The organism is Olivibacter sitiensis DSM 17696 (assembly GCF_000427965.1).
Classification (GTDB): Bacteria; Bacteroidota; Bacteroidia; order Sphingobacteriales; family Sphingobacteriaceae; genus Olivibacter; species Olivibacter sitiensis.
In genome coordinates this window covers 1-20809 of sequence record NZ_ATZA01000025.1, presented here as the reverse complement: position 1 = coordinate 20809, position 20809 = coordinate 1, and the positions used below count along the sequence as shown (strand labels likewise).

20 protein-coding genes are annotated in these 20809 nt (G+C 45.0%); 12 read left to right on the top strand and 8 right to left on the bottom strand.

The genetic code is table 11. The annotated features are described in order from the left end of the window. Window positions 1–46: 46 nt before the first annotated feature. Window positions 47–985: a LysR family transcriptional regulator gene (locus A37S_RS0113450; protein WP_028297439.1), complete on the bottom strand. Its 939-nt coding sequence runs from the start codon at window positions 983–985 to the stop codon at window positions 47–49. Between the two features lie 100 nt (window positions 986–1085). Here A37S_RS0113450 and A37S_RS0113445 point away from each other — a divergent pair, with 100 nt between their 5' ends. From A37S_RS0113445 to A37S_RS0113435, 3 genes are read left to right on the top strand one after another with little or no spacing between them, the layout of a single operon-like run. Further along, the gene (locus A37S_RS0113445) at window positions 1086–1703 is read left to right on the top strand and encodes an NAD(P)H-dependent oxidoreductase (protein ID WP_028297438.1); all 618 of its coding nucleotides are present in this window, start codon (window positions 1086–1088) and stop codon (window positions 1701–1703) included. A gap of 11 nt (window positions 1704–1714) precedes the next feature. Further along, complete coding sequence (locus tag A37S_RS0113440; protein WP_028297437.1) at window positions 1715–2011, top strand: putative quinol monooxygenase; 297 nt, start codon at window positions 1715–1717, stop codon at window positions 2009–2011. 13 nt (window positions 2012–2024) lie between these two features. After that, window positions 2025–3086, top strand: a complete 1062-nt coding sequence (locus A37S_RS0113435; protein ID WP_084163902.1) for an SDR family oxidoreductase — start codon at window positions 2025–2027, stop codon at window positions 3084–3086. Here the strand turns inward: A37S_RS0113435 and A37S_RS0113430 are convergent. Next, entirely contained in the window at window positions 3073–3831 is a 759-nt protein-coding gene (locus tag A37S_RS0113430; protein WP_211229796.1) for a metallophosphoesterase family protein, read from the bottom strand. The two genes, A37S_RS0113435 and A37S_RS0113430, sit on opposite strands and share 14 nt — an antisense overlap. A gap of 314 nt (window positions 3832–4145) precedes the next feature. After that, entirely contained in the window at window positions 4146–5003 is an 858-nt protein-coding gene (locus A37S_RS26310; RefSeq protein WP_051293170.1) for a collagen-like domain-containing protein, read from the bottom strand. 357 nt (window positions 5004–5360) lie between these two features. Between A37S_RS26310 and A37S_RS0113415 the strand changes: the two genes are divergently transcribed. Beyond that, complete coding sequence (locus tag A37S_RS0113415; protein WP_028297434.1) at window positions 5361–6938, top strand: beta-N-acetylhexosaminidase; 1578 nt, start codon at window positions 5361–5363, stop codon at window positions 6936–6938. Between the two features lie 279 nt (window positions 6939–7217). Here A37S_RS0113415 and A37S_RS27115 read toward each other — a convergent pair whose 3' ends face one another. After that, window positions 7218–7394 carry a hypothetical protein gene (locus A37S_RS27115; RefSeq protein WP_157278651.1) on the bottom strand — a complete coding sequence of 59 codons (177 nt, stop codon included), beginning with the start codon at window positions 7392–7394 and terminating at the stop codon, window positions 7218–7220. Window positions 7395–7579: 185 nt separating this feature from the next. On the opposite strand from A37S_RS27115, the gene A37S_RS0113400 reads away from it, so the two are divergent. Next, complete coding sequence (locus tag A37S_RS0113400) at window positions 7580–8761, top strand: MFS transporter (protein ID WP_036602508.1); 1182 nt, start codon at window positions 7580–7582, stop codon at window positions 8759–8761. On the opposite strand, the gene A37S_RS0113395 is transcribed toward A37S_RS0113400, so the two are convergent. Both A37S_RS0113395 and A37S_RS0113390 read right to left on the bottom strand, forming a co-directional pair. Next, window positions 8751–9704, bottom strand: a complete 954-nt coding sequence (locus A37S_RS0113395) for a proline iminopeptidase-family hydrolase (protein WP_084163901.1) — start codon at window positions 9702–9704, stop codon at window positions 8751–8753. The genes A37S_RS0113400 and A37S_RS0113395 overlap by 11 nt on opposite strands. A 10-nt stretch (window positions 9705–9714) precedes the next feature. Beyond that, a complete protein-coding gene (locus A37S_RS0113390) occupies window positions 9715–11592 on the bottom strand; it encodes a CocE/NonD family hydrolase (protein WP_028297431.1) in 1878 nt (625 codons plus the stop codon). 161 nt (window positions 11593–11753) lie between these two features. On the opposite strand from A37S_RS0113390, the gene A37S_RS0113385 reads away from it, so the two are divergent. Together A37S_RS0113385 and A37S_RS0113380 are read left to right on the top strand one after the other, a co-directional pair. Beyond that, the gene (locus tag A37S_RS0113385) at window positions 11754–12383 is read left to right on the top strand and encodes an ABC transporter ATP-binding protein (protein ID WP_028297430.1); all 630 of its coding nucleotides are present in this window, start codon (window positions 11754–11756) and stop codon (window positions 12381–12383) included. A gap of 2 nt (window positions 12384–12385) precedes the next feature. Next, complete coding sequence (locus tag A37S_RS0113380; RefSeq protein ID WP_028297429.1) at window positions 12386–13468, top strand: hypothetical protein; 1083 nt, start codon at window positions 12386–12388, stop codon at window positions 13466–13468. A 199-nt stretch (window positions 13469–13667) separates the two neighbouring features. Here A37S_RS0113380 and A37S_RS0113375 read toward each other — a convergent pair whose 3' ends face one another. Then, window positions 13668–13859 carry a hypothetical protein gene (locus tag A37S_RS0113375; protein WP_028297428.1) on the bottom strand — a complete coding sequence of 64 codons (192 nt, stop codon included), beginning with the start codon at window positions 13857–13859 and terminating at the stop codon, window positions 13668–13670. Between the two features lie 259 nt (window positions 13860–14118). Here A37S_RS0113375 and A37S_RS0113370 point away from each other — a divergent pair, with 259 nt between their 5' ends. The 3 genes from A37S_RS0113370 (at window position 14119) to A37S_RS0113360 (ending at window position 16411) form a co-directional block, all read left to right on the top strand. Further along, complete coding sequence (locus tag A37S_RS0113370; RefSeq protein ID WP_028297427.1) at window positions 14119–14490, top strand: hypothetical protein; 372 nt, start codon at window positions 14119–14121, stop codon at window positions 14488–14490. Between the two features lie 28 nt (window positions 14491–14518). Next, a complete protein-coding gene (locus A37S_RS0113365) occupies window positions 14519–15121 on the top strand; it encodes a DUF6515 family protein (protein ID WP_028297426.1) in 603 nt (200 codons plus the stop codon). A 99-nt stretch (window positions 15122–15220) separates the two neighbouring features. Next, window positions 15221–16411 (top strand): ATP-binding protein, encoded by a 1191-nt coding sequence (locus A37S_RS0113360; RefSeq protein ID WP_028297425.1) that lies wholly within the window; start codon window positions 15221–15223, stop codon window positions 16409–16411. On the opposite strand, the gene A37S_RS24695 is transcribed toward A37S_RS0113360, so the two are convergent. Then, window positions 16385–19333: an FAD-binding and (Fe-S)-binding domain-containing protein gene (locus tag A37S_RS24695; protein WP_051293168.1), complete on the bottom strand. Its 2949-nt coding sequence runs from the start codon at window positions 19331–19333 to the stop codon at window positions 16385–16387. The genes A37S_RS0113360 and A37S_RS24695 overlap by 27 nt on opposite strands. A gap of 338 nt (window positions 19334–19671) precedes the next feature. Between A37S_RS24695 and A37S_RS0113350 the strand changes: the two genes are divergently transcribed. Continuing rightward, on the top strand, window positions 19672–20316 hold the full coding sequence (locus A37S_RS0113350) for an RNA polymerase sigma-70 factor (RefSeq protein WP_028297424.1): 645 nt from the start codon (window positions 19672–19674) through the stop codon (window positions 20314–20316). A gap of 283 nt (window positions 20317–20599) precedes the next feature. Continuing rightward, a partial coding sequence (locus A37S_RS0113345; protein WP_028297423.1) for a transposase occupies window positions 20600–20809 on the top strand: 210 nt, incomplete at its 3' end.

The following is a 20809-nucleotide window of genomic DNA, read 5'->3' as shown; positions in this document are numbered from 1 at the left end:
CTTTATAGGCCAAATCGTCAATTTGTGTCAATAATATTACAGTTTTTTAGGCTCTATTGTGCAGGACGGTGTCTATCGGTGCCACCTTCTGCCATTTGTCGACAAAAATCCTTTCCAACTGATCGATTTCCTTTTGGTAAATGGTCTTCTTCCTTGTACCTATATAGAGTGTATTTTCCAATGGTGTATGTCCCTCCCACACGACCATGATATCGCCCGACTCTATGGCCTCTCTGCACAAGAAATCGGGCACGATGGAAAACCCTGTACCCCCGCTCAAACACCGGATAATGGAACAGATATTTGGGACGATGAAATTGGGTTTAAAATCGGGATGTTCTCCAAAATTCTTCAGCCAAAAATTCTTTAGGTGCTCCATATCTGCGGCCGTACTGTACCAAATCTGTTGTTTCAGCCACGCTTTTGCACTGACGGTATCGCTACCATCCAAAAATCCCTGCAGCAATCCCAAATCCGTATCGCTTCCGGCTATCAGTATGAGTTTTTCCTTGGAAAAGGGTTTATAGATCAAGTTCTTCTGTTGGCCCTTATTGGGAGAGACAATCAAATCCAACAGCCCATTGTCCAGATCTTGTTGCATCTGTGGATATTCACCAAATTTAATAATCAGGTTAAAGGGCAACTGTGCTATATGTTCTTCCAAAGTATATTGAAAAGTTTCAAAACACATCCCCAAGCTAATGGTTGGCCTATCCGTTTTTGAACTCTTGTGAAAATGCTGTTCTGCATCTTCCAGTTTTTTGATGGGATCCAATATCACATTGTACAGTACTTTTCCCTTTTCCGTAGGCACCATTCGTCTACTCGAACGGTCAAACAGTTTGTAGCCCGTATAAGCTTCCAAAGAATTCAAATGTAAGCTTACGCCGGGCTGGGAGATGAAAAGCTCCTGAGCGGCAGCAGACAATGTTCCGGTCTCATATATCGCCTTGAAAGTACGAAACCACTCGAGATTGAGTTGCATATCTAAATATTATTTTAATGATACAAACATATAACTTAAGTTATTTTAATAATACAAAAGTATAATGGAAATTTGTGCTATCAAAATAACAGAACTTAAAATGAAAAAAATATTTGTAATCAACGGTGGTCAACATTTCGCCCATTCGGGCGGCAAGTTTAACAAAACGCTTACCGAACTGGATATTTCATTCTACACCAAAGAAAATGGTTTTGAACTAGAGGTGACTGACATTAACGAACCTTATGACCTGGATCAGGAGGTACAAAAATTTGTATGGGCAGACGTAGTCGCCTATCATACACCGGTTTGGTGGTTTGGGCTACCGTACAAACTGAAAGAATACATCGATTTGGTATTTACTGCCGGACACCGTAAGGGAATCTACAGAAGTGACGGACGCAAAACCGATAACCCAGCCATCAATTACGGCACCGGGGGCATGCTACATGGCAGAAAGTACATGCTATCGACTACCTGGAATGCACCGGAAACAGCTTTCACGCTTCCTGGCGAGTTCTTTCATCAGACATCCGTAGACGACGGACCCCTATTTGGCTTTCACCGTATGAATGCCTTTACAGGTATGGAGCCTTTGCCCAGTATCCACTTTCACGATTTGGAAAAAAACGTGACGGAAGAACAAATAACGGATTATAAAAACAGGTACCTGGAACACTTAAAGCACATATTTCAGGAAAAGGAAATCACCGAATAAATTTATCACGTATGCCTATTTATCTAATTGCCACGCTGAAAAGCAAATCCGAATATCGGCAAGATATAAAAGCCATGCTGGAAAACATGGTCGTTCAAACACGAAAAGAAGAGGCAAATCTCCGCTATGACCTTCATCAGGGAATTGAGGATGAAAACCTTTTCGTATTTTACGAGATCTGGGCCGATGATACAGGCCTCTCCACCCACAATGCACGGGATTATATTCAAGATTTTGTTGCTTCTGAGGGTAAACTGCAAGAGCCTGTCCAAATTTATAAAACCAGGTTGCTACCTGCGACCGATTAAAGCCAAAAAAACAATGGAAAAATACACGGCCCTGGTAGTCGGTGCAAAGGGAGTCATTGGCAGCAATCTAATTCGCTACCTGCAAACGCTCGACTGTTGGAACATCATTGGATTATCTAGAAAAAAATCCGATGAAATGGAAGGTGTCTTGTCTCTATCCGTAGATCTACTGGATAAAGGCGATACCTTGAACAAACTTGCTGGTCTAAACACCGTGACCCACGTGTTTTACACGGCCTATCAGGATAGGCCCACTTGGGCGGAACTGGTGGCACCCAATATGACTATGTTGCAAAATGTGGTCGAAACGATAGAAAAGGCATCACCTATGTTACAGCATATCAGCTTTATGCAGGGCTACAAAGTATACGGTGCCCATTTGGGGCCCTTCAAAACTCCTGCAAGGGAAGACGACCCGCCCATTATGCCTCCGGAATTCATGACAGAGCAGCAAATGTACATGAGTCAAAAGCAGCAGGGAAAAAACTGGACCTGGTCTGCCATACGGCCATCGGTCGTCAGCGGTTATGCCTTAGGTAATCCAATGAACCTGGCCATGGTCATTGCCGTATATGCCTCCATCTGCCGAGAGCTGAACCTTCCCTTCCGATTTCCTGGCAAATCAGGGCGTGCGTATCATCACCTAATGGAGATGACAGATGCCGCGCTGTTGGCAAAAGCTACGGTATGGGCAGCAACGGAGACGCGATGTGCCAATCAGGTTTTCAACATCAACAATGGCGACCTGTTTCGCTGGAGCGAACTATGGCCCAAAATCGGGAAGTACTTTCATCTGGAAAATGCAGATCCCCTACCGCTGCCCCTTGCGGAGGTAATGAGCAGCAAAGAAACACTTTGGGAATCTATGATGGCAAAATACGGACTACAATATAGCTATCGAGAGGTCTCTTCCTGGTTATTCGGCGATTTCGTATTTTCTTGGGATTATGATTTTTTGGCAGATGGTTCCAAAGCAAGGCGACTGGGCTTCCATGAATTCGTGGACACGGAACAAATGTTCTATGCTATTTTTGATGAGTTTAAAAAAAACAAGGTGATACCTATGATTGACTAGCATATAACTCTTCTACACGCTGACTTTGCCATATCTGCTTTGAGTCTACGTCCATGGCCGATAATTTTCCACCCTTGGAAACACCGGTATCCATATCCCATAAATTGGCTTTATGTAAAGGTTCAGTAATGCCATAGCGCAAGGTAGGCGTATGACCGATATATATTTCACGAAACAGTTTCAAGCGTTTTGGATAAAAGGGGTGTTCGGAAGATAAGTCCTCATTCATGCACACCACAAGTTCTATCAATGTTCGGTCATTAAAACAGGTATCGTGGCTCGCTTCATGTTCGGGTCCATCCATGGATGTAAATCCAGCATGGATATACAAACGATTGCTGCCATCCACATAATAGTCTTTCAACTGATTAAAGAAATGTACATGCCTGTCTAGTGTTTCCTGATTGTATTGGCCATAACTAGCTATAGTCGTATCACCTTTGTTCTGCAGCCAGGCTGGCGAGGCCTGTTTGCTGTTCAACCAATCTCGACACCATAAATCGTGATTACCCATTAGAAATACACATTCAAACTGCTGGGAGAGTTGCAACAACAGCTCTATCACCTGTGCGCTCTGTGGCCAGCCATCTACATAATCACCCAAGAATACTAGTTTATCCCCTGCAGTTGGTTTCACCTCTTCCAACAACTGCTCCAGTGCCCGATAAGCACCGTGTATATCTCCAAAGACCATTGTTCTCATACGGAAAGAGTATGAGCAGAAAACATGCCGAATCTTTTTCATTCGATATTCAAGGCCTTAAAGAAGGTTATTCGCCCATAAATAACCAGAGAAGGAATAAGGTGTCCCAAAGGAAACAAGGCCGACATAATTAAAAAAACTTTGAAAACAAAGCCAAACAGGCGCCCTTATTTAATAATTTTGGCACGGCAATTGCTATAAGAAGGTAGGTTTAGGTTGATTATAAGAAACGAGGTTCAGTATCCCCAAAAGCTGAACCTCTTTCGCTTTTTAGCCTCCTGTAATGGGGTTGAAAAAGGGTGATTCACGCATACGCCTGCTCTAAAGCAAACCCCATTCCCATACCATTAAAGTGATCAACGATCTGAAAGATTAAAAAACGAAACCACTTCATTATAATTATTCAGGTCAACACCTTGATTTTTAGCGCTCGTCACAGCATTACCTTTAATTACGACAACTTTAAACTGAATGCCGGGAGCGGTCGGGGCTGCATTACTGGAATAGTGCATCCTCAAGGTAACGGAGCCTTGTTTCACCCCAAAGGCAAAATGGACAGTTCTGCTGTTCTCAAAATATGAAATGGGCAATGCCGACCATGGATCGCCCCAAAAAAAACCTCCATATACCATCACCGCACCATTATTTACAATATCGGATGTTATTTCCGACATATTCAGTGAAGCCGTCACGTAGTTGGTGCCAAATAGCGTGGTTTGTCGCCATGTAATATTTGCCGGCAGGAATATCTTTGTACTCACATTTGCATTACCATCATCGCCCTTTTGTCCTTTTAAGGATATCGGGGTACCCCAACCTGAACTGGTTTTAGGCCCATATAGCGAGCTATTGCTCAAATTTATATAAAAATCCCCATTCCTACCCAAAGTACTGGCGGGAGCGGTAGTACCACTCAAAATGGTATTGCCGGCTGCCCCTGGTGCCCCATTTGTCCCAGGAGATCCAGTAGCCCCTGTGGTTCCTTTCAAGTTGAGAGGTTCTCCCCATCCAGCTTCGGTCTTGGGTCCGTAGAGATTACTATTTGACGTAAGCAAGTAATAATCGCCGATATTCCCCGTACTGGCTGTAGGCTCCACCGTACCGCTCAATATCTTGCTACCTGGGGGGCCAGGTTCTCCTTGCTCGCCTTTCTTACAACTGGCGACGAAAGAAAACACCAGCGCCAGCATTAAAATTTCAATTAGCTTTTTCATAATTTATTTTTTATAGGTTTTAAATGAACTATAATAGGCTATATACCAATTTATAGTGCTCAAATTACTTGTCTCAAATCTATCGAGGCTCCTAAGCATTAACAATACGCGAAAAGGTGTATTTTATACCTAGCAGTCTTAGCAGCACGACCTTTAATTATCCGAGATAATTGAGTTTCGCATGACCAATTATTTCATCGACAACAGGGAAGATAAGAAATGGAATACAACATATTGAGATCAGCACAAAAAGCGTCTTTGTTTAATGAATCGAAAATTAGGCAAACGATTGCGTTGTGACAGCGCTTGGCTATCTGGTGCTCGATGTGTAATATTGCCTAGACTAATTATATCCACATGAAAAATCCTATTGCGATTACTTTTCTGATCATTGGACTTGCGACTTATACATATGCCCAGAAGGTTATCCCCCAACCTTACGACATAAGCATCCAAAATCAAAATTACAACCTGCCAAAGGTTATAAACGTGGCTGCCTCCACAAGTCTCAATGATGAAGTTACCGACTTAAGCAATTATCTGGCATCTATCTTCCAGATAAAGACGAAGCCGTCTGATCAAAAGAAAGCAAACATTAAACTACTCATACAAGAATCCTTAAACGATCGCTTGGGCAAAGAAGGTTATGAACTAACGATAAATGCGCAAGGAGTGCAAATTGATGCGGCAAGTGCTACCGGGATCTTTTACGGTATCCAGTCGATAAAACAGCTTATCAATAAAAGAGGCGACCAATTGCAGCTCCCCTATTCGCGGATCATGGACAAGCCTAAGTTTGCTTGGCGGAGTTTCATGCTGGATGAAGGACGGTATTTCAAGGGGAAAGAGGTGGTTAAGAAAATGCTGGACGAGATGGCTTTGTTAAAAATGAATATCTTTCACTGGCATCTGACAGAAGATCAAGGATGGCGCATAGCCATAGATGAATATCCAGAACTTACCCGTATAGGCGGCAAACGCGACTCCACGGAAATAGGTGGATGGAAAAGCGACAAGTATGATGGTAAAGAGCATCAGGGCTATTACAGCAAGGCCGATATCAAGGAAATAATTGCCTATGCCACAGCACGACACATCCAGATCGTACCCGAAATAGAAATGCCCGGTCACTCTAGCGCAGCCATAGCAGCTTATCCCTGGCTGGGGGTGACCAAGGAAGCCATAACCGTACCGACAAGCTTTGGCGTAAAGTACGACGTATACGACGTAACCGATCCAAAGGTAATCCAGTTTTTACATCAGGTGTTAAAGGAAGTGATAGCCCTTTTCCCTAGCAACGTAATACACATCGGCGGAGATGAAGTAAAATTTAAACAATGGGAAGAGTCACAAAAAGTGCAGCAGTACATGAAAGAACGCCAGCTAAACTCTTCTGCCGATCTGCAGATTTATTTTACGAACGGTATTTCTACATTTCTTGCAGAACAGGGAAAACGCATGATGGGATGGAACGATATTACGGGGGCAAAATTGCACGATTATAGCGATCAGAAACTGGCGACCGGTCAATTGGCTTCAGAAACCATCATACAGTTCTGGAAGGGAGACTTGGATATGGTAAAAGATGCGGTCAGCAAGGGATACGATGTGGTCAACTCATATCATGAATATACCTATCTGGACTATGACTACAAGCACATTCCTTTGAGGAAGGCTTACGAGTTCAATCCTATTCCTGATGGATTGGAAGATGAATATCACGCCAAGATACTCGGGTTGGGCTGCCAGATGTGGGGCGAATGGATCCCTACGTCCCAATCTATGTACAAACAGGTTTTTCCACGGATTGCAGCCTATGCCGAAGTGGGCTGGAGCAGTCCGGAAAACAAGAATTTTGATCGGTTCATGCGACAATTAAATTTTTTCCTGAAAAGATGGGAGCGAGAGGGATATGAAATAGGCAATTTAGACTAAATAGTTAGTCTTCTAAATTAAAAGTCGCCTACGACTTCAATCTCGGCATATAATCTAGTTATTAAAACTACAGATATTAAATCCCATATACCAAGAGCTATGAAAGCTAGTTGGTATTGTGGGATGTAGGGGATGAGTTGTATGGCAAAGGCAACTATTGTATAAACCATGTCTAAGCACACGATTAGTAGACATTAACAAAGGTAGAGGTATGACGTAGGGCTAGCAATACCCAAATTTGGGTAATCTTACGCCAACTTAGACAACAAACAGCACTTCTCACTCCTTAAAGTATAGGGCAAAGGAGACGATGGCCGCTATGGCAAAGAGAACACCCACACAGATGAGCCATACGCTGACATTGTTGTAAACCGTGGCAAAGGCCATGCGCAACAGCATGGATGCTGCCACGAAACAGGCAAATACGATCCACATTTTCTTTCTGTTCCTTTTCATAGCTCCCTAATTTATCGGTAACACGGTATAAAGCTCAATTACCTTGCCGTTTATCTATATTTCCTCTATAAAAAAGTTCTCAATGGCAGAGGAGAGACCGATAAATTGCTTTTATATGCAATGCAATTAAATAGGATATAAAAGCAATTTATCTAAGTTTGCAGCTTCCTTGCGAGAACAACATGATGGAAAAACAAAAAGATGCGATATATAATATTCCCTTTGCCCTGCTCTGCCTTAGCTCCTTTCTGTTCTCTGCCAGTTTCAATATGCTCATTCCCGACCTACCGGCCTACCTGACCAGTATAGGCGGTGCGGAATATAAGGGGCTTATCATCGCGCTCTTCACGCTCACCGCAGGCATATCCAGGCCTTTCAGCGGCAAGCTGACGGATACCATTGGCCGTGTGCCCGTGATGGCCATTGGTTCGCTGGTATGTTTTGTGTGCGGCTTTCTATATCCCATACTCAGTAGCGTGGCCGGCTTTCTGTTGCTGCGCTTGCTGCATGGCTTTTCCACTGGTTTCAAACCCACGGCCACGGCGGCTTACGTAGCCGATCTGGTACCTAGCGATAGATGGGGGGAAGCGCTGGGCATTCACGGACTTTTCTTCAGCATCGGCATGGCTGCAGGCCCAGCGGTAGGAAGCTTCATCAGCGACCGGTATTCCATTGACGTGCTTTTCTATTGCTCTTCTGCATTTGCCCTGCTATCTATCATGATATTGCTTAACATGAAGGAGACTTTGGTAAACAAGCAAGCATTCAGACCATCTCTGCTAAAAATATCAAGACATGACGTGATAGATGTACTGGTACTTCCGGCAGCTATCGTCACCTTACTATCCTACATGGCTTATGGAGCGATCCTTACCTTGATCCCCGATTGGTCGCAGCATCTTGGTGTGGTCAACAAGGGGATGTTCTTCATGGTCTTTACGCTTTCTTCTCTACTTGTCCGTTTCGTGGCTGGCAAGGTTTCGGATCGCTATGGCCGCATCTACGTCATCTTGGCGGGCTTGGTCATACTATGCTTGTCACTGCTCATCATTGCCTTGCAAAGCAACCTCACGGGCCTGTTTACCGGTGCTGTGCTATATGGTATTGGCACGGGCATTTTATCCCCGGCACTCAATGCCTGGACCATCGAGCTGGGATCGTCGGCCCATAGGGGAAAGGCCATGGCCACCATGTATATCTGCATGGAAGCCGGCATAGGCCTGGGTGCCTTGCTATCCGGCTGGTGGTACATGGACAAGTTAGCATTAATCCCATCTATCTTCGTGGCCTGCGCCGCCATTGCCTTTATGGCTATAGCGTATCTATTGTTTTGGAAGCAAAGGAAAGGCGATGGTGTTAGTCTTTAAGAAACTCCCGCAAGTTGGCAAAATAAAACGCTGGCTGCTCGCGATAGGTAGAGTGTGACGCATCGGAAACGATAACTAATTTGCTCCGTGGTGTTTTTTCATGAAAAATGCGCATCGATCCGGGGGCAGCTTCGTCATGCTCGCCACAAATATATAGCGTAGGCACCTTGATCTCTTCCAATCTATCCAAACAGCTGTAGTCCTTAAGCGTTCCGGAAGGAGAAAACTCGTTGGTCCCCCACATATAGGTATAAATGTCGCTATTGGAATAGGCTTGTGAACGTGCATTATTCCCTTTGTTACCCGCATCTATAGTGGGATTTCTATTCACATGTAACACATAATATGCCGCTACCGCATCCTTATATGCCTTTTTCCTCATTTCCAACGTATCGTGCTCCCATTGCAAGGCCTCCTGCTGTTCTAAAGGCATTGCCGCTATGTAACGCTGGGCATCTTGCTCCCAAAGGCGCGTATCTATCAAAGGACTGGAAAGCACGAGCTTGACCACGGCAGAGGAAGGCTTGTCGATCATATATTGTGCTGCTAGCGTACCACCCCAAGAATGCCCCAAAAGATGTATCTTAGGGTATCCCAAAGCCGCAATCACCAAATCCAGCTCTTCCACAAAGCGATCCACTGTCCACAAGGCCGTATCTTGCGGTCTATCTGACAGGCCACAACCCAACTGGTCGTAGACGATGATGGGCCTATCGACCAAGTGTTGGGAAAATGCCTCTTCCAGTCGCCGACTACCGCTTCCTGGGCCTCCGTGTAGCAACAGCAGTGGTATACCCGAGCGTTCGAGGCCGATAATCTTGCAATAGACCTTGCCTCCCGGCACGGCAACGTACAGTTCCTTTGTCTCTTGGGAAAACCCCGTGAACACCGCTAAGGACAAACAGCAATACCAGCAAAACATCAAGATCCTCTCTGCTCCCATATCATTTTTTCTAGTTGGCCAATACCTTTATTTCCAGACAAGAAGGATGCGCTGCATCGTGGTAGATGCGTTGTGTAGCTTTCTTGAAATCGCCCTCATCGGCTTGAAAAATATCCATGAATTGCTGCGGATTGCGATCCACCAGCGGGAACCAGGAATTCTGAACCTGGATCATGATCTTATGTCCCTTCTTAAAGGTATGTGCTACATCGGGCAAGGCATAATTCACCTCCGTGAGCTGTCCCGGCACAAAAGGCTCGGGTTTCTCGAAGCTATTTCTGTATTTGCCTCTCATCACCTCGCCACGTAGCAGCATCTGATAGCCCGACATCACGATGTTCTGGGGGTTTGGGTCGGGATCGGGGCTATCTGCCGGATACACATCAATCAACTTTACCACATAGTCTGCGTCCGTACCGGTGGTAGACACCTTCAGATGGGCCAATAGCGGACCCGCCAAAGTGATATCTTCCTGTAGCACGTCGGTGGTATAGACCATCACATCCGGCCGGCGTGAGGCAAAGCGCTGATCGTCTATCATATACTCGCGGCTGCGTCGGGAATTGGTACCTCGCTGGTAAGGTACAGGGTTATTGGGATCGCTTATGTACTCGTCGTAACTTTCGGCAGCTGTGGGTGCATTAAAACTCAGTTTACCGCCTTCCTGTAAATACAACCTGCTACTCGTGGCTTCTTTGGGCGGCCAGGTATCCAAATGCTGCCATTTGTTGGATCCCGTGACGAATATACTCACTTTTGCCGCATCGAAACTCCCCTTGCCTTTGAGGTAATGATTGAAGAAAGGCAGCTCCAGATTGCGCTGGTAGTAGTCACTAGTGGGTTCGTTAAAGACAATATCGCCAAAAGAGCTGCCATCGCTACGCACCCATCCGCCATGAAACCACGGCCCCACAACAAAATAGTTGTCCGCCTTGGGGCTCAGGCTATCGAGCACCTTAAAGGTATGGTAGGTACCAAACTGGTCTTCGGCATCGAAATTGCCGCCCACAACCATCACGGCAGGTTTCACGCCTTTAAGATGGTGAACGATTTCCCTAGCGCGCCAAAAGGTATCCAGGTCGGGATGGCTGGTCACCTGATTCCAGAAACGGATACTATCGCCAAAGTAGTTTTTCTTGACATTTTTGAGCGGTCCCAGATCGAGGAAGAACTGATAATTGTCCCTGATATCGGTCTGTACCCGAGTAGCCTTGTCGGGCGTAATCGGCTTGGGACGTGGCACACCAAAGCTACTATAGAAACTGAAGGCATCTACAAGCATGAAGGCGCCATTATGATGAAAATCATCACCACGGAACCAATCGGTCACGGGTGCCTGTGGTGATACGGCTTGCAGCGCCGGATGTGCTCCTGGCAGGGATGCCGTGGAGTAAAAACCCGGATAGGATATCCCGTATATACCGGCCTTGCCATTGTTGTTGGGAATATTTTTCAGAAGCCAATCAATGGTATCGTAAGTGTCCGAGCTTTCGTCAATAGCAGTTTTTGATTTCTTATTGGCAATATGCGGCCTGATATCCTCAAAGCTGCCCTCGCTCATCCACCTGCCCCGTACGTCTTGGTAAACGAAAATGTATCCTTCCTTGGCAAATAGACTATCTGGGCCCAAACTCGTCTTAAATTCCTCGCCATAGGGTGCAACGGTGTAAGGTGTGCGATTGATGAGAAAAGGATACTTTTTGCTCTCATCCTTGGGAATGTATATGGATGTAAACAACTTGACCCCATCGCGCATGGGAATCTGGCGTTCTATCTTGGTATAGTGCTGCTTGATATAGGAAGCCAACTCTTCCTGTGCATAGACACTATGGAAGGAAAAGCAAGCCACTATCAAAAAGAAAAGGACGTAGGTGAGTTTGTGTCGCATACCGGAAAAAATGAAGTTTAGAGCGACTAATTTACCAATATAATAACAAAAAAAGAACGTTGTTTGAAGCATTGTTTGTTTTGGTGATTATAACAATTATCACAAGTAGCATGTCCATTTCCCTGCCGTAACAAATGACAGGCTACCGGGTCTAAGGTGATATGCTTAGTTTCAAAGGATTTGAAAAGGGTTATAAAGGCCATATTATCCTTTCATTGGACGACCTCACCTTTAGTAAAGGTGTTTCATGGCTGATGGGAACCAATGGTGCCGGCAAAACGACACTATTGCGCTGCGTGGCCGGCATAATAGACTATAAAGGGCAAATCGCATGGAACGGTATCGACATGGAAAAAAAACCGATTGCCTATCGCCTTTTGGTCAATTTTGGTGAGGCAGAGCCCCTGTTCCCCGCTTTTCTGAAAGGTATGGAACTCATCCGCTTTTTTGCTGAAGCCAAAAAAGCACCGAATGGACAGGCAGAAACGCTTATCGAACAATTTGGTGCACAGCATTACCTTCAGGAGCCCGTAGGCACCTATTCCTCCGGCATGGCCAAGAAACTGTCGTTGATATTGGCTTTTTTAGGTCATCCGCAACTCGTATTGCTAGATGAGCCGCTCGTCACACTGGATGTGGAAGCACAGGAAACCTTGAAAATGCTCATCCAAGCAAACGCAGCCATGGGAGTGGACTTTATCATTTCCTCCCACCAAGTGCTCGATCTGGTACTGAACAATCCTATGCACAAATGGGAGATACGGCAAGGGGAACTCCATCAAATAGCCTAACTATGTGCAGCAAAACGGTCTTCAAAAAGATTTTTGTGCTTCCTTTCTATCAGGCCCATGTTGGCATGTTTCTGTTTGCTGCGTTACTATTGTTCGGATTGGTAGATCCAAGCCAATTGCTTCCACTGCACATCTCCCTATCTGTAATGCTATGCAGCAATTGGTGGGCGGCCATAGGCCTACTGGTATTTTGGGGACTGTACCTGCTCAAAGCGGTGACCTTTATCAAGAAAAAGATGCGAGAAAAGAATTCCGCTTTCCTGTACTACAGTGCCTATTGCCTGTCTAGCAGAACACGAATAGCCCTTTGGTCGTACGTGCTGCTTTACATCTCCCTTCCCTTGGGAGGATATATCCTGCTCTGTATGATTACGGCCGTGGCATATGGCTATATAGCCCAGCCCTTGTGCATAGTATTCGCATCTACCTTGGCTTTTTTCTCTACGGTAAAATATGTGGACAGGTCATTTACCAACCAACGAAATAGCGGCAATAGGCATTTTGAGATCATTTTGCTGCAAAAGATGGATAACAGTCATCTTTTTCTTGGCATCAGGCATCTCGTAGATCAACAAAAAATAGCTTTTCTTACCAGCAAGGTACTCTCCTATTTCTTGGTTGTGGGCATGTTCCATGCATTCAGCGATGTGCAGGACAATATCCGCATGGCTACATTGGTGATGGTTTTGCTGGCATTAGCCAATAGCATGGTTCTATTTGGTCAATACCGATTTGAGCAATACGAACTAGCCTTTATGCGCAATTTACCGTTTGGATCTGTCAAACGTTGGCTCCTTATCCCAGGCAGGATAACCATCATCCTATTGCCCGAGATCACTTGGCTATATATACGATACGATGTGGTGCAGGCAAGCCTGCTCGTCATCTTCCTCCTGTGTGCCTCCCTTTTGGTATATCACTTTGCCATACTCAGTGACAATGAAACAGACGCTTATATCAAGTTATTGGCCTACTTTTTCCTTTCCATGATATTTGTGGTGCCTTTTGGCTATATCACGGTGGTTTCCCTGATTTTTCTGGTCACCTCTTTGGTCATATATAGCTTTAAGCGCAGATTTGGCTGACCATCTACTATGATCATTTTGTATACGTAGGAGATAAATAGATAAGACACCCTATAATCCTCCGACAGTTCGCTATTGGCTTTCTCCGGCACGGTTTTCCCCCAGTACAAACCTTACAGTCAATTTCTACCGTCGGTCTTTTGCAGTTTACTGATCATATACTTTATCGTCCAGCACCAAAGGAAAACGAAAAAGATAGCTAGGACAATTTGACCACCCTCTCGATCTGCCATCCTGTTTCATTGTCCTGACGGAGATCTACCTGGTACCTGATGCCAGATTCTATGTCGAAATAGGGCATGGAAGTCTCTGTCATGCTATTATCCAGTTGGGGCACCAACTGGCGCATGATCTTAAATTTTAGTTCATCAACGGGATTATCAAAAAACATGTGCACTCGCTCTTTTCATAGATAAGCACAAATTTATTAAAATGTTTAAAATTATGGCTTCTAACCACCCTTATTTCATTCTTTCAACATCAATAATGCCGCGGCAACTCAGAAACCCATCAATTTACATTAATTAACATTATTTAATAATAATTTACAATAATTAATTTTAACCAAAATTAACACAAGCACCATTTCATAATATTTCTATTCCCTATACCTTAGCTTCATTAAATGACAAGTTAAAAGAAGAGTAAAAATGAAAAGTCGATTATTGAAAGGCATCATAGCGATAGCTTTAATATGGAGCGCGGGGAATGCCCTGGCACAGGAGAAAGTAAAGACAACATCTCAAACACCTACAAAAACCCAAATGACTGATTTGGCCACTAAATTGGATCTAAGCGCAAAACAAAGCACGTCATACCAAAAAATATTGACGGAGCACGATAGTCAAGTGAATGCCGCCAAACAAAAGTACGGTGAATCCAGCACCAAAGGCAAACAGAAAATTGCCGAATTAGAAGCTAAGAAAGAGACCAAGATCAAAAAATTGCTGGGCAACGAAAAATACGTCACCTACCTCAAGGAAAGTGAACGCACAAATACGCCAAGCGGTAGTAAAAAATAAAAAAAGTAAATCATTAATAAGCTAAGACATGAAAACGAGCTATAGAAACGTCCTTATCCTCTCCTTTTTGCTGTTGGCTCTCTTGGGCCATCTACAGGCACAACAAAGAGGAAGCAGTCAGCCAGCTGGCAAACAGCAAACTAACAACACAGGAGGAAATCAAAAAAGTCCCAACACGCCGGGAAAAGTGTCCCGCGAACAGGTAACTTATAAGAAAAGTACTTCCAAAGTGACGGCCGTACGCAATTTGCCCACGCAGAGCAATCAAGTGTCCTATAAAAACACGACTTACCGTGTCTATAACGGCCGCTACTATACCAACTCCGGCGGCAAATATATACCGGTAGCACCTGCAGTAGGATTACAGATCAATGCCTTGCCACTGGGCTACATCAATATCCTTTTCGGGAACCGCAACTATTATTACTACGATGGGATTTTCTATGGCAGCTACAACAACGGCTACCAGGTTATATCACCCGAAGTAGGCATGATCGTGGAGGCACTGCCTGCCGACTACGAAAAAGTGGAAATTAATGGTATTGTCTACTATGAATACAATAACGTATTGTACCAAAAAGTCAATACGCCAAATGGAAAAGGATATGAAGTGGTAGGCACGATAGAATAAGCTTTGAGCTTATTCTATCGTGCCTGGTTGGCATCAAGTACCATAATCGCTTATTACAATAAGCAAAAAATAACTATATTTGCTTATTACAATAAGCAAATGGAAAAAATAACGGAAAAATACCTCCAAAAGGTCCAGCATACAGATGTTTCCTTTGTGCGCAACTTACTTGATCGCATCAATTGGAAAGCCAGATTGATCGGGATAAAAGGACCAAGAGGGGTGGGAAAAACCACTTTGATGCTTCAATACATCAAGTTAAAGCTAGCGCATGAAATTGAAAACACACTATACGTCAGCTTGGACAACATATGGTTCAGCCAGAACAAACTAGTAGACCTCGCCGATATGTTTGTGAAACGCGGCGGTAAACACCTATTCCTAGACGAGGTACACAAATACCCCAACTGGTCGCAGGAGCTGAAAAACATCTATGACGACCACCCCAAACTGCAGGTGGTATTTACGGGCTCTTCCTTGCTGGAAATATTGAATGCGCGAGCAGACCTTAGCAGACGTGCAGTTGTATACCATATGCAGGGCCTCTCTTTCAGGGAGTTTTTGGCCATAGACCAACGTATTCAACTGAGTGTCTTCCCGTTGGAGGAAATACTAAAAAATCACCTAGCCATCAGTCAAGAGGTGCTGAAAAGCGTGAAGCCATTACAATATTTTCCGCAATACCTAAGGCACGGCTATTATCCTTTTTACCAAGAAGAGCTAGATCTTTACGAAAGCAGATTGGAGGAAATCATCAACATGATGCTGGAAATAGAATTGCCCTTGCTGCGACAGGTAGACATAGCCTATGTGCCTAAAATAAAATTACTGCTACTCACCATTGCAGAGTCTGCACCTTTCGTTGCCAATGTGAGCAAACTAAGCGAACGGATCGGCATCAATCGCAACACCCTGTTGCAATACCTGCATTTCCTGGAAGAAATAGGGCTTACACAGAATCTCTTCAAGGAGGCCAAGGGTATCAGCCGCTTGCAAAAACCCAATAAGATCTACGTAGACAACACCAATCTAGCCTATGTCCTGAACGCTCCGGACATGGGCAACCTACGGGAAACATTTTTTGCCAATCAGCTTAGCTATCAGCACCTTTTGACCTATCCGGAAAAAGGGGATTTCCTGATAGACGAAAAATACACCTTTGAAATAGGCGGGAAAGGCAAAGATACCCGGCAAATCCAGAAAATCCCCCAAAGTTACGTTGCGGCAGACGACATAGAATACGGTTTTCAACACAGGATCCCGCTATGGCTGTTTGGCTTCTTGTACTAATCTTTGCCTGATCGCCAACGCATCCCACAGTATCTCTACCGGATGTAAGGCCTTTCGATGCGCACCATCCTTTATCTGGTGCCGGCAACTGGTGCCAGGTGCCGCAATAAGTGTATCATCTGAAGTAGCCCTCACAGCGGGTAGTAGCACCAGTTCGGCCACTTTCATGGATATCTCATAATGCTCTTCCTCATAACCAAAGGAACCGGCCATACCACAACAGCCCGATGGGATAGTCTCTACTTTATAATTTTTGGGGAAACTCAATATTTTTTCCGTAGCACCTACCGTATGAAATGCTTTCTGATAGCAATGCCCGTGCAGCTTGATGTGCTTTTCATCCTGGCTGAACATGGATTGGTCTATATGGTCCAACTCCATTTCACGCCATAGAAACTCCTCTATCAAAAGACTGTTTTTTGCCAGTTGGCGCGCCTTATCCACCAGTTCCGGCCTCGCCAGCTCCACATATTCATCCCGAAAGGTAAGTATGGCAGAAGGCTCAATACCTATCAAGGGCACATCTGCCGAGACAAGTTGGGCAAATGTCTCGATATTTTTGTTGACAATAACCTTGGCTTCCCTTACCAGGCCTTTGGACAGGTAGGTACGCCCACTTTCGGCAAAGGGTGCCAAAAGCACCTCATAACCCAAGGCGTTAAGCAGCCGAACGGCAGTCTGCCCAATGCCCACATCATTGTAATTGGTAAACTCATCGCAGAAAAGGCACACCTGCCCCTTGCTGGTATCGCCCGAGGGCTTTTGCCGGGCAAGCCATTTGTGCAGGGTAGTCTTCCCCACTTCGGGCAATGAGCGATCTACTGCAAAGCCCACCGTTTTTTTGATGAGCGTGGACAGCACCTTGTTATTGACGGTGAAATTGTAAAGCGAGGGAACCCAGCTGGCCAACTGCTGCATCTTGGTGAAATTGGCTATCAGCTTAGCCCTAAATGGCGTGCCATTGGCATCGTAGTAATGCTGCAGAAACTCCGCTTTCATTTTGGCTATGTCCACTCCGGATGGGCATTCCGTCTTGCAGCCCTTACAGCTGAGGCAAAGATCCATCACATCCTTGATTTCCTCATGGTCAAAGCGATTGACCTTGGTAGAGTTGGTCAGGAAATTGCGTAGCATATTGGCACGGGCCCTCGTAGTATCTTTTTCCTCACGCGTGGCCATGTAGGAAGGGCACATGGTACCTCCCGAGATATGCGAACGCCTGCAATCGCCCGAACCCGAACATTTCTCGGCCAGGCGGAGGATGCTCTCCTGACCTTTAAAATCAAACACTGTATCTATCCTGATGCTACTTGTTTCCTTTTCGTAGCGCAAGGACTGATCCATCGGCGGCGTGTCCACAATCTTGTTTGCATTAAACACGCCTATGGGGTCAAATATGTTTTTCGTTTTCTTCAATAGCTCGTATACCCCTTCTCCCAAGACAGCCGGAATAAACTCGCCACGCAGTCGACCATCGCCATGCTCACCACTGAGCGAACCATTGTATTTCTTCACCAGCACGGACGTTTCCGCCAGTACGGATCGAAATGCCTTGCGGCCTTCGGCAGACTTGAGGTTGATGAGCGGTTCCACGTGCAATTCGCCCGCAGCGGCATGGGCATAATAGGAAGCATTGAGGCCATGTCTGTCCAGCAGCTGCCGAAGCTCCTCAATATACGCCGGCAAGTCTTCGGGCGATACGGCACAATCCTCTATCAGGTTGACAGGTTGCGTATCGCCTGGCAGATTGCGAATGAGCCCCAAGCCAGCCTTGCGCACGTCCCATACCAAATTCGTCTTTGGCCCCCCGGTAATCAAGGGATAGGCATAGCCCAGCCGTCTTGTTTGGAGATCCAATTTCAGCGCTTCGGCTTTCTTTTCCATCTCTTCCAAGCTTTCGCCACGAAACTCCACCATCAACAAGGCCGCTGGATCGCCCTCGATGAAAAAACGGTTGTATTGATAGGTAGGGTGCCCTTTGGTAAAGTCGAGGATATATTTATCCACTAATTCGGAAGCCTCCGGCCGGTGGCTCAAAGCCACCACGTTTGCATGCAAGGATTCAATGAGGTCGTGGCAATGGACGCACAAAAGTCCTATTTCTTTTGGGGGGAGCGGCAACAGGTTCAGCTTGGCCTCGGTGACCATACACAGCGTACCCTCAGAACCGGCCAGCAGTTTGCAAAAATTGAAAGCTTGTGCCTGGTCTCCCAGTATATCCAGCGCATAGCCCGTATTGCGACGGGTGATGGAACGTTTGGGATACCCATTGGCAATGGTCTGCTTATTCCCTTCATCATGGAGCAGTTCCAATACCTGCCTGTAGATATCGCCTTCCCTCCCCTCCTGTTTCAATTTATCAAAAAGCGCTGATCCGTCCAGTTTTCGAAATTCGGTCGCAGTACCATCATTGAGAAGCACCTTGGCCGAAAGAAGGTGGCTTCGCGTATCGCCCCAGACAATGGAATGCAGGCCACTGGAGTTGTTTCCTATCATCCCTCCTATCATGGCCCTACTAGCCGTGGAGGTCTCGGGGCCGAACATGAGGCCATATGGTTTTAAGAATGCGTTGAGGTCATCGCGGATGACCCCGGGCTGCACCCGCACCCAACGTTCTTCAACATTCAGCTCGATGATGTCCCTGAAATGGAGCGACAGGTCCACCACGATGCCCTTTCCCACCACTTGACCAGCCAGCGAAGTGCCCGCCGTACGCGGGATCAGGGTGTGCCCATACGTGGCGGAATATGCGATCAGCTTTTGCAGGTCTTCCACATCGGCCGGGGTAGCTACCGCCAAGGGCATTTCCTGATAAACCGAGGCATCTGTAGAATAGGCCAGTTTAATGGTTTTATGTTCAGATGAGTTGTCGTAATATAGTTCGCCCTTTAGCTGTTCGCTGAGCCTTGCAAAATGCGTCATTGTTTAGTTTATGTATACAGATCGACTAAATTAATCATAAATCTCGTTTATGTAAATTTATTCTTGTGTCTCTTATTCTACGCTTGCAAAAGCAAAGTGATATCACCATCAAACAGCCATAATAAACCCAGATTTATGGAGCCTTTTGACAAAGTATTTGATTCTTCCACACTTAATTGTAAATTTACAATTACTTTAAGAGGCAATGTGTTTTATAACGGTGCAGCAGATAAATATCAAAGCCATTTAGCCAACAAAAAAAGAATACCAAAATAGTAGACATTGCTTTTTCTTATATATCTTTGTCCGCGATCTACCTTTAAAGACACTATATTGATATGCAAGTGGCATTTGGAGAACAAGAAGAAAACATAACGTTAAAAGCGCTTCAAGGTGGAGATGAAAAAGCTTTGGAGCGCTTATATTTGCGTTATTACGACCTTCTTTTCCGTCAGGCTTACGGCATCTTAAAAGACAGGGTTTTGGCGGAAGACATTATCCAGGACACCTTTATGCATATATGGCAACGTAGAGAAACCCTGTCCATCCGGGGATCCATAAAAGCCTACCTACAGGCCATGGTCCGCTATCAGGTTTTCCATAGCATAAAAAACGGACAAGCTAGGCCACAGGTTTATGAAAACCTTTCGGAAAGGATGGCCATGGACATGGGCCTCTCTCCTCAAGATATCTTGGAAGAAAAGGAACTCATCAAATCCATAGCCGCCACGGTAGATACTTTGCCGGAACGCTGCAAAGAGGTTTATATTATGAGCCGTGAGCAACAGCTTACGCATAAAGAAATAGCAGAACAACTCAATATTTCCACAAAAACGGTAGAAAACCAGATCACAAAAGCGCTACACACCATCAAAAATTCGTTAAAAAACTTCCTTTTCCTACTATTAAGCGGCATCATAGCGATATTTTATATTTTTTGTAAAAAAATATTAGAAGAACGTAAAAATAAGCAAAATGGTTAAGACCATTCATATACAGTAGTTTAGAAAACGTGAGGAAAAATTTGGAAGTAGGTGTCCGACAGGTTTTGAGCTTAAAATGGCAAGGTTAGGTTACTAAATCGTTACTGACTATCATCTAATTGATAACGATATAAAACCCTATATTTCAGTCATTTGCACTTATTTTCATATCCCCTTGTAACTCAATAAAATTTAATTTTAAACGTGTAAATCGTCAGCAAAAAGTGGACACGATATTTTAAAAACTTAAGGAGTGTTTTCATCAAAAACGTTAGATTTAATTATGGGAACACCAAAGAAGAAGAGCACGGAATCATTTGTAAAAGACATTCGTAAGAATACGCGCAGGATCTTTACCGCCGAACAGAAGATTTTGATCGTTATGGAGGGTCTTAGAGCCGAGACCTCTGTGGCAGAATTGTGCAGAAAGCACAGCATCGCCCAGTCCCAGTTCTACGCCTGGAACAAAGAGTTTATGGAAGCTGGCAAGAAG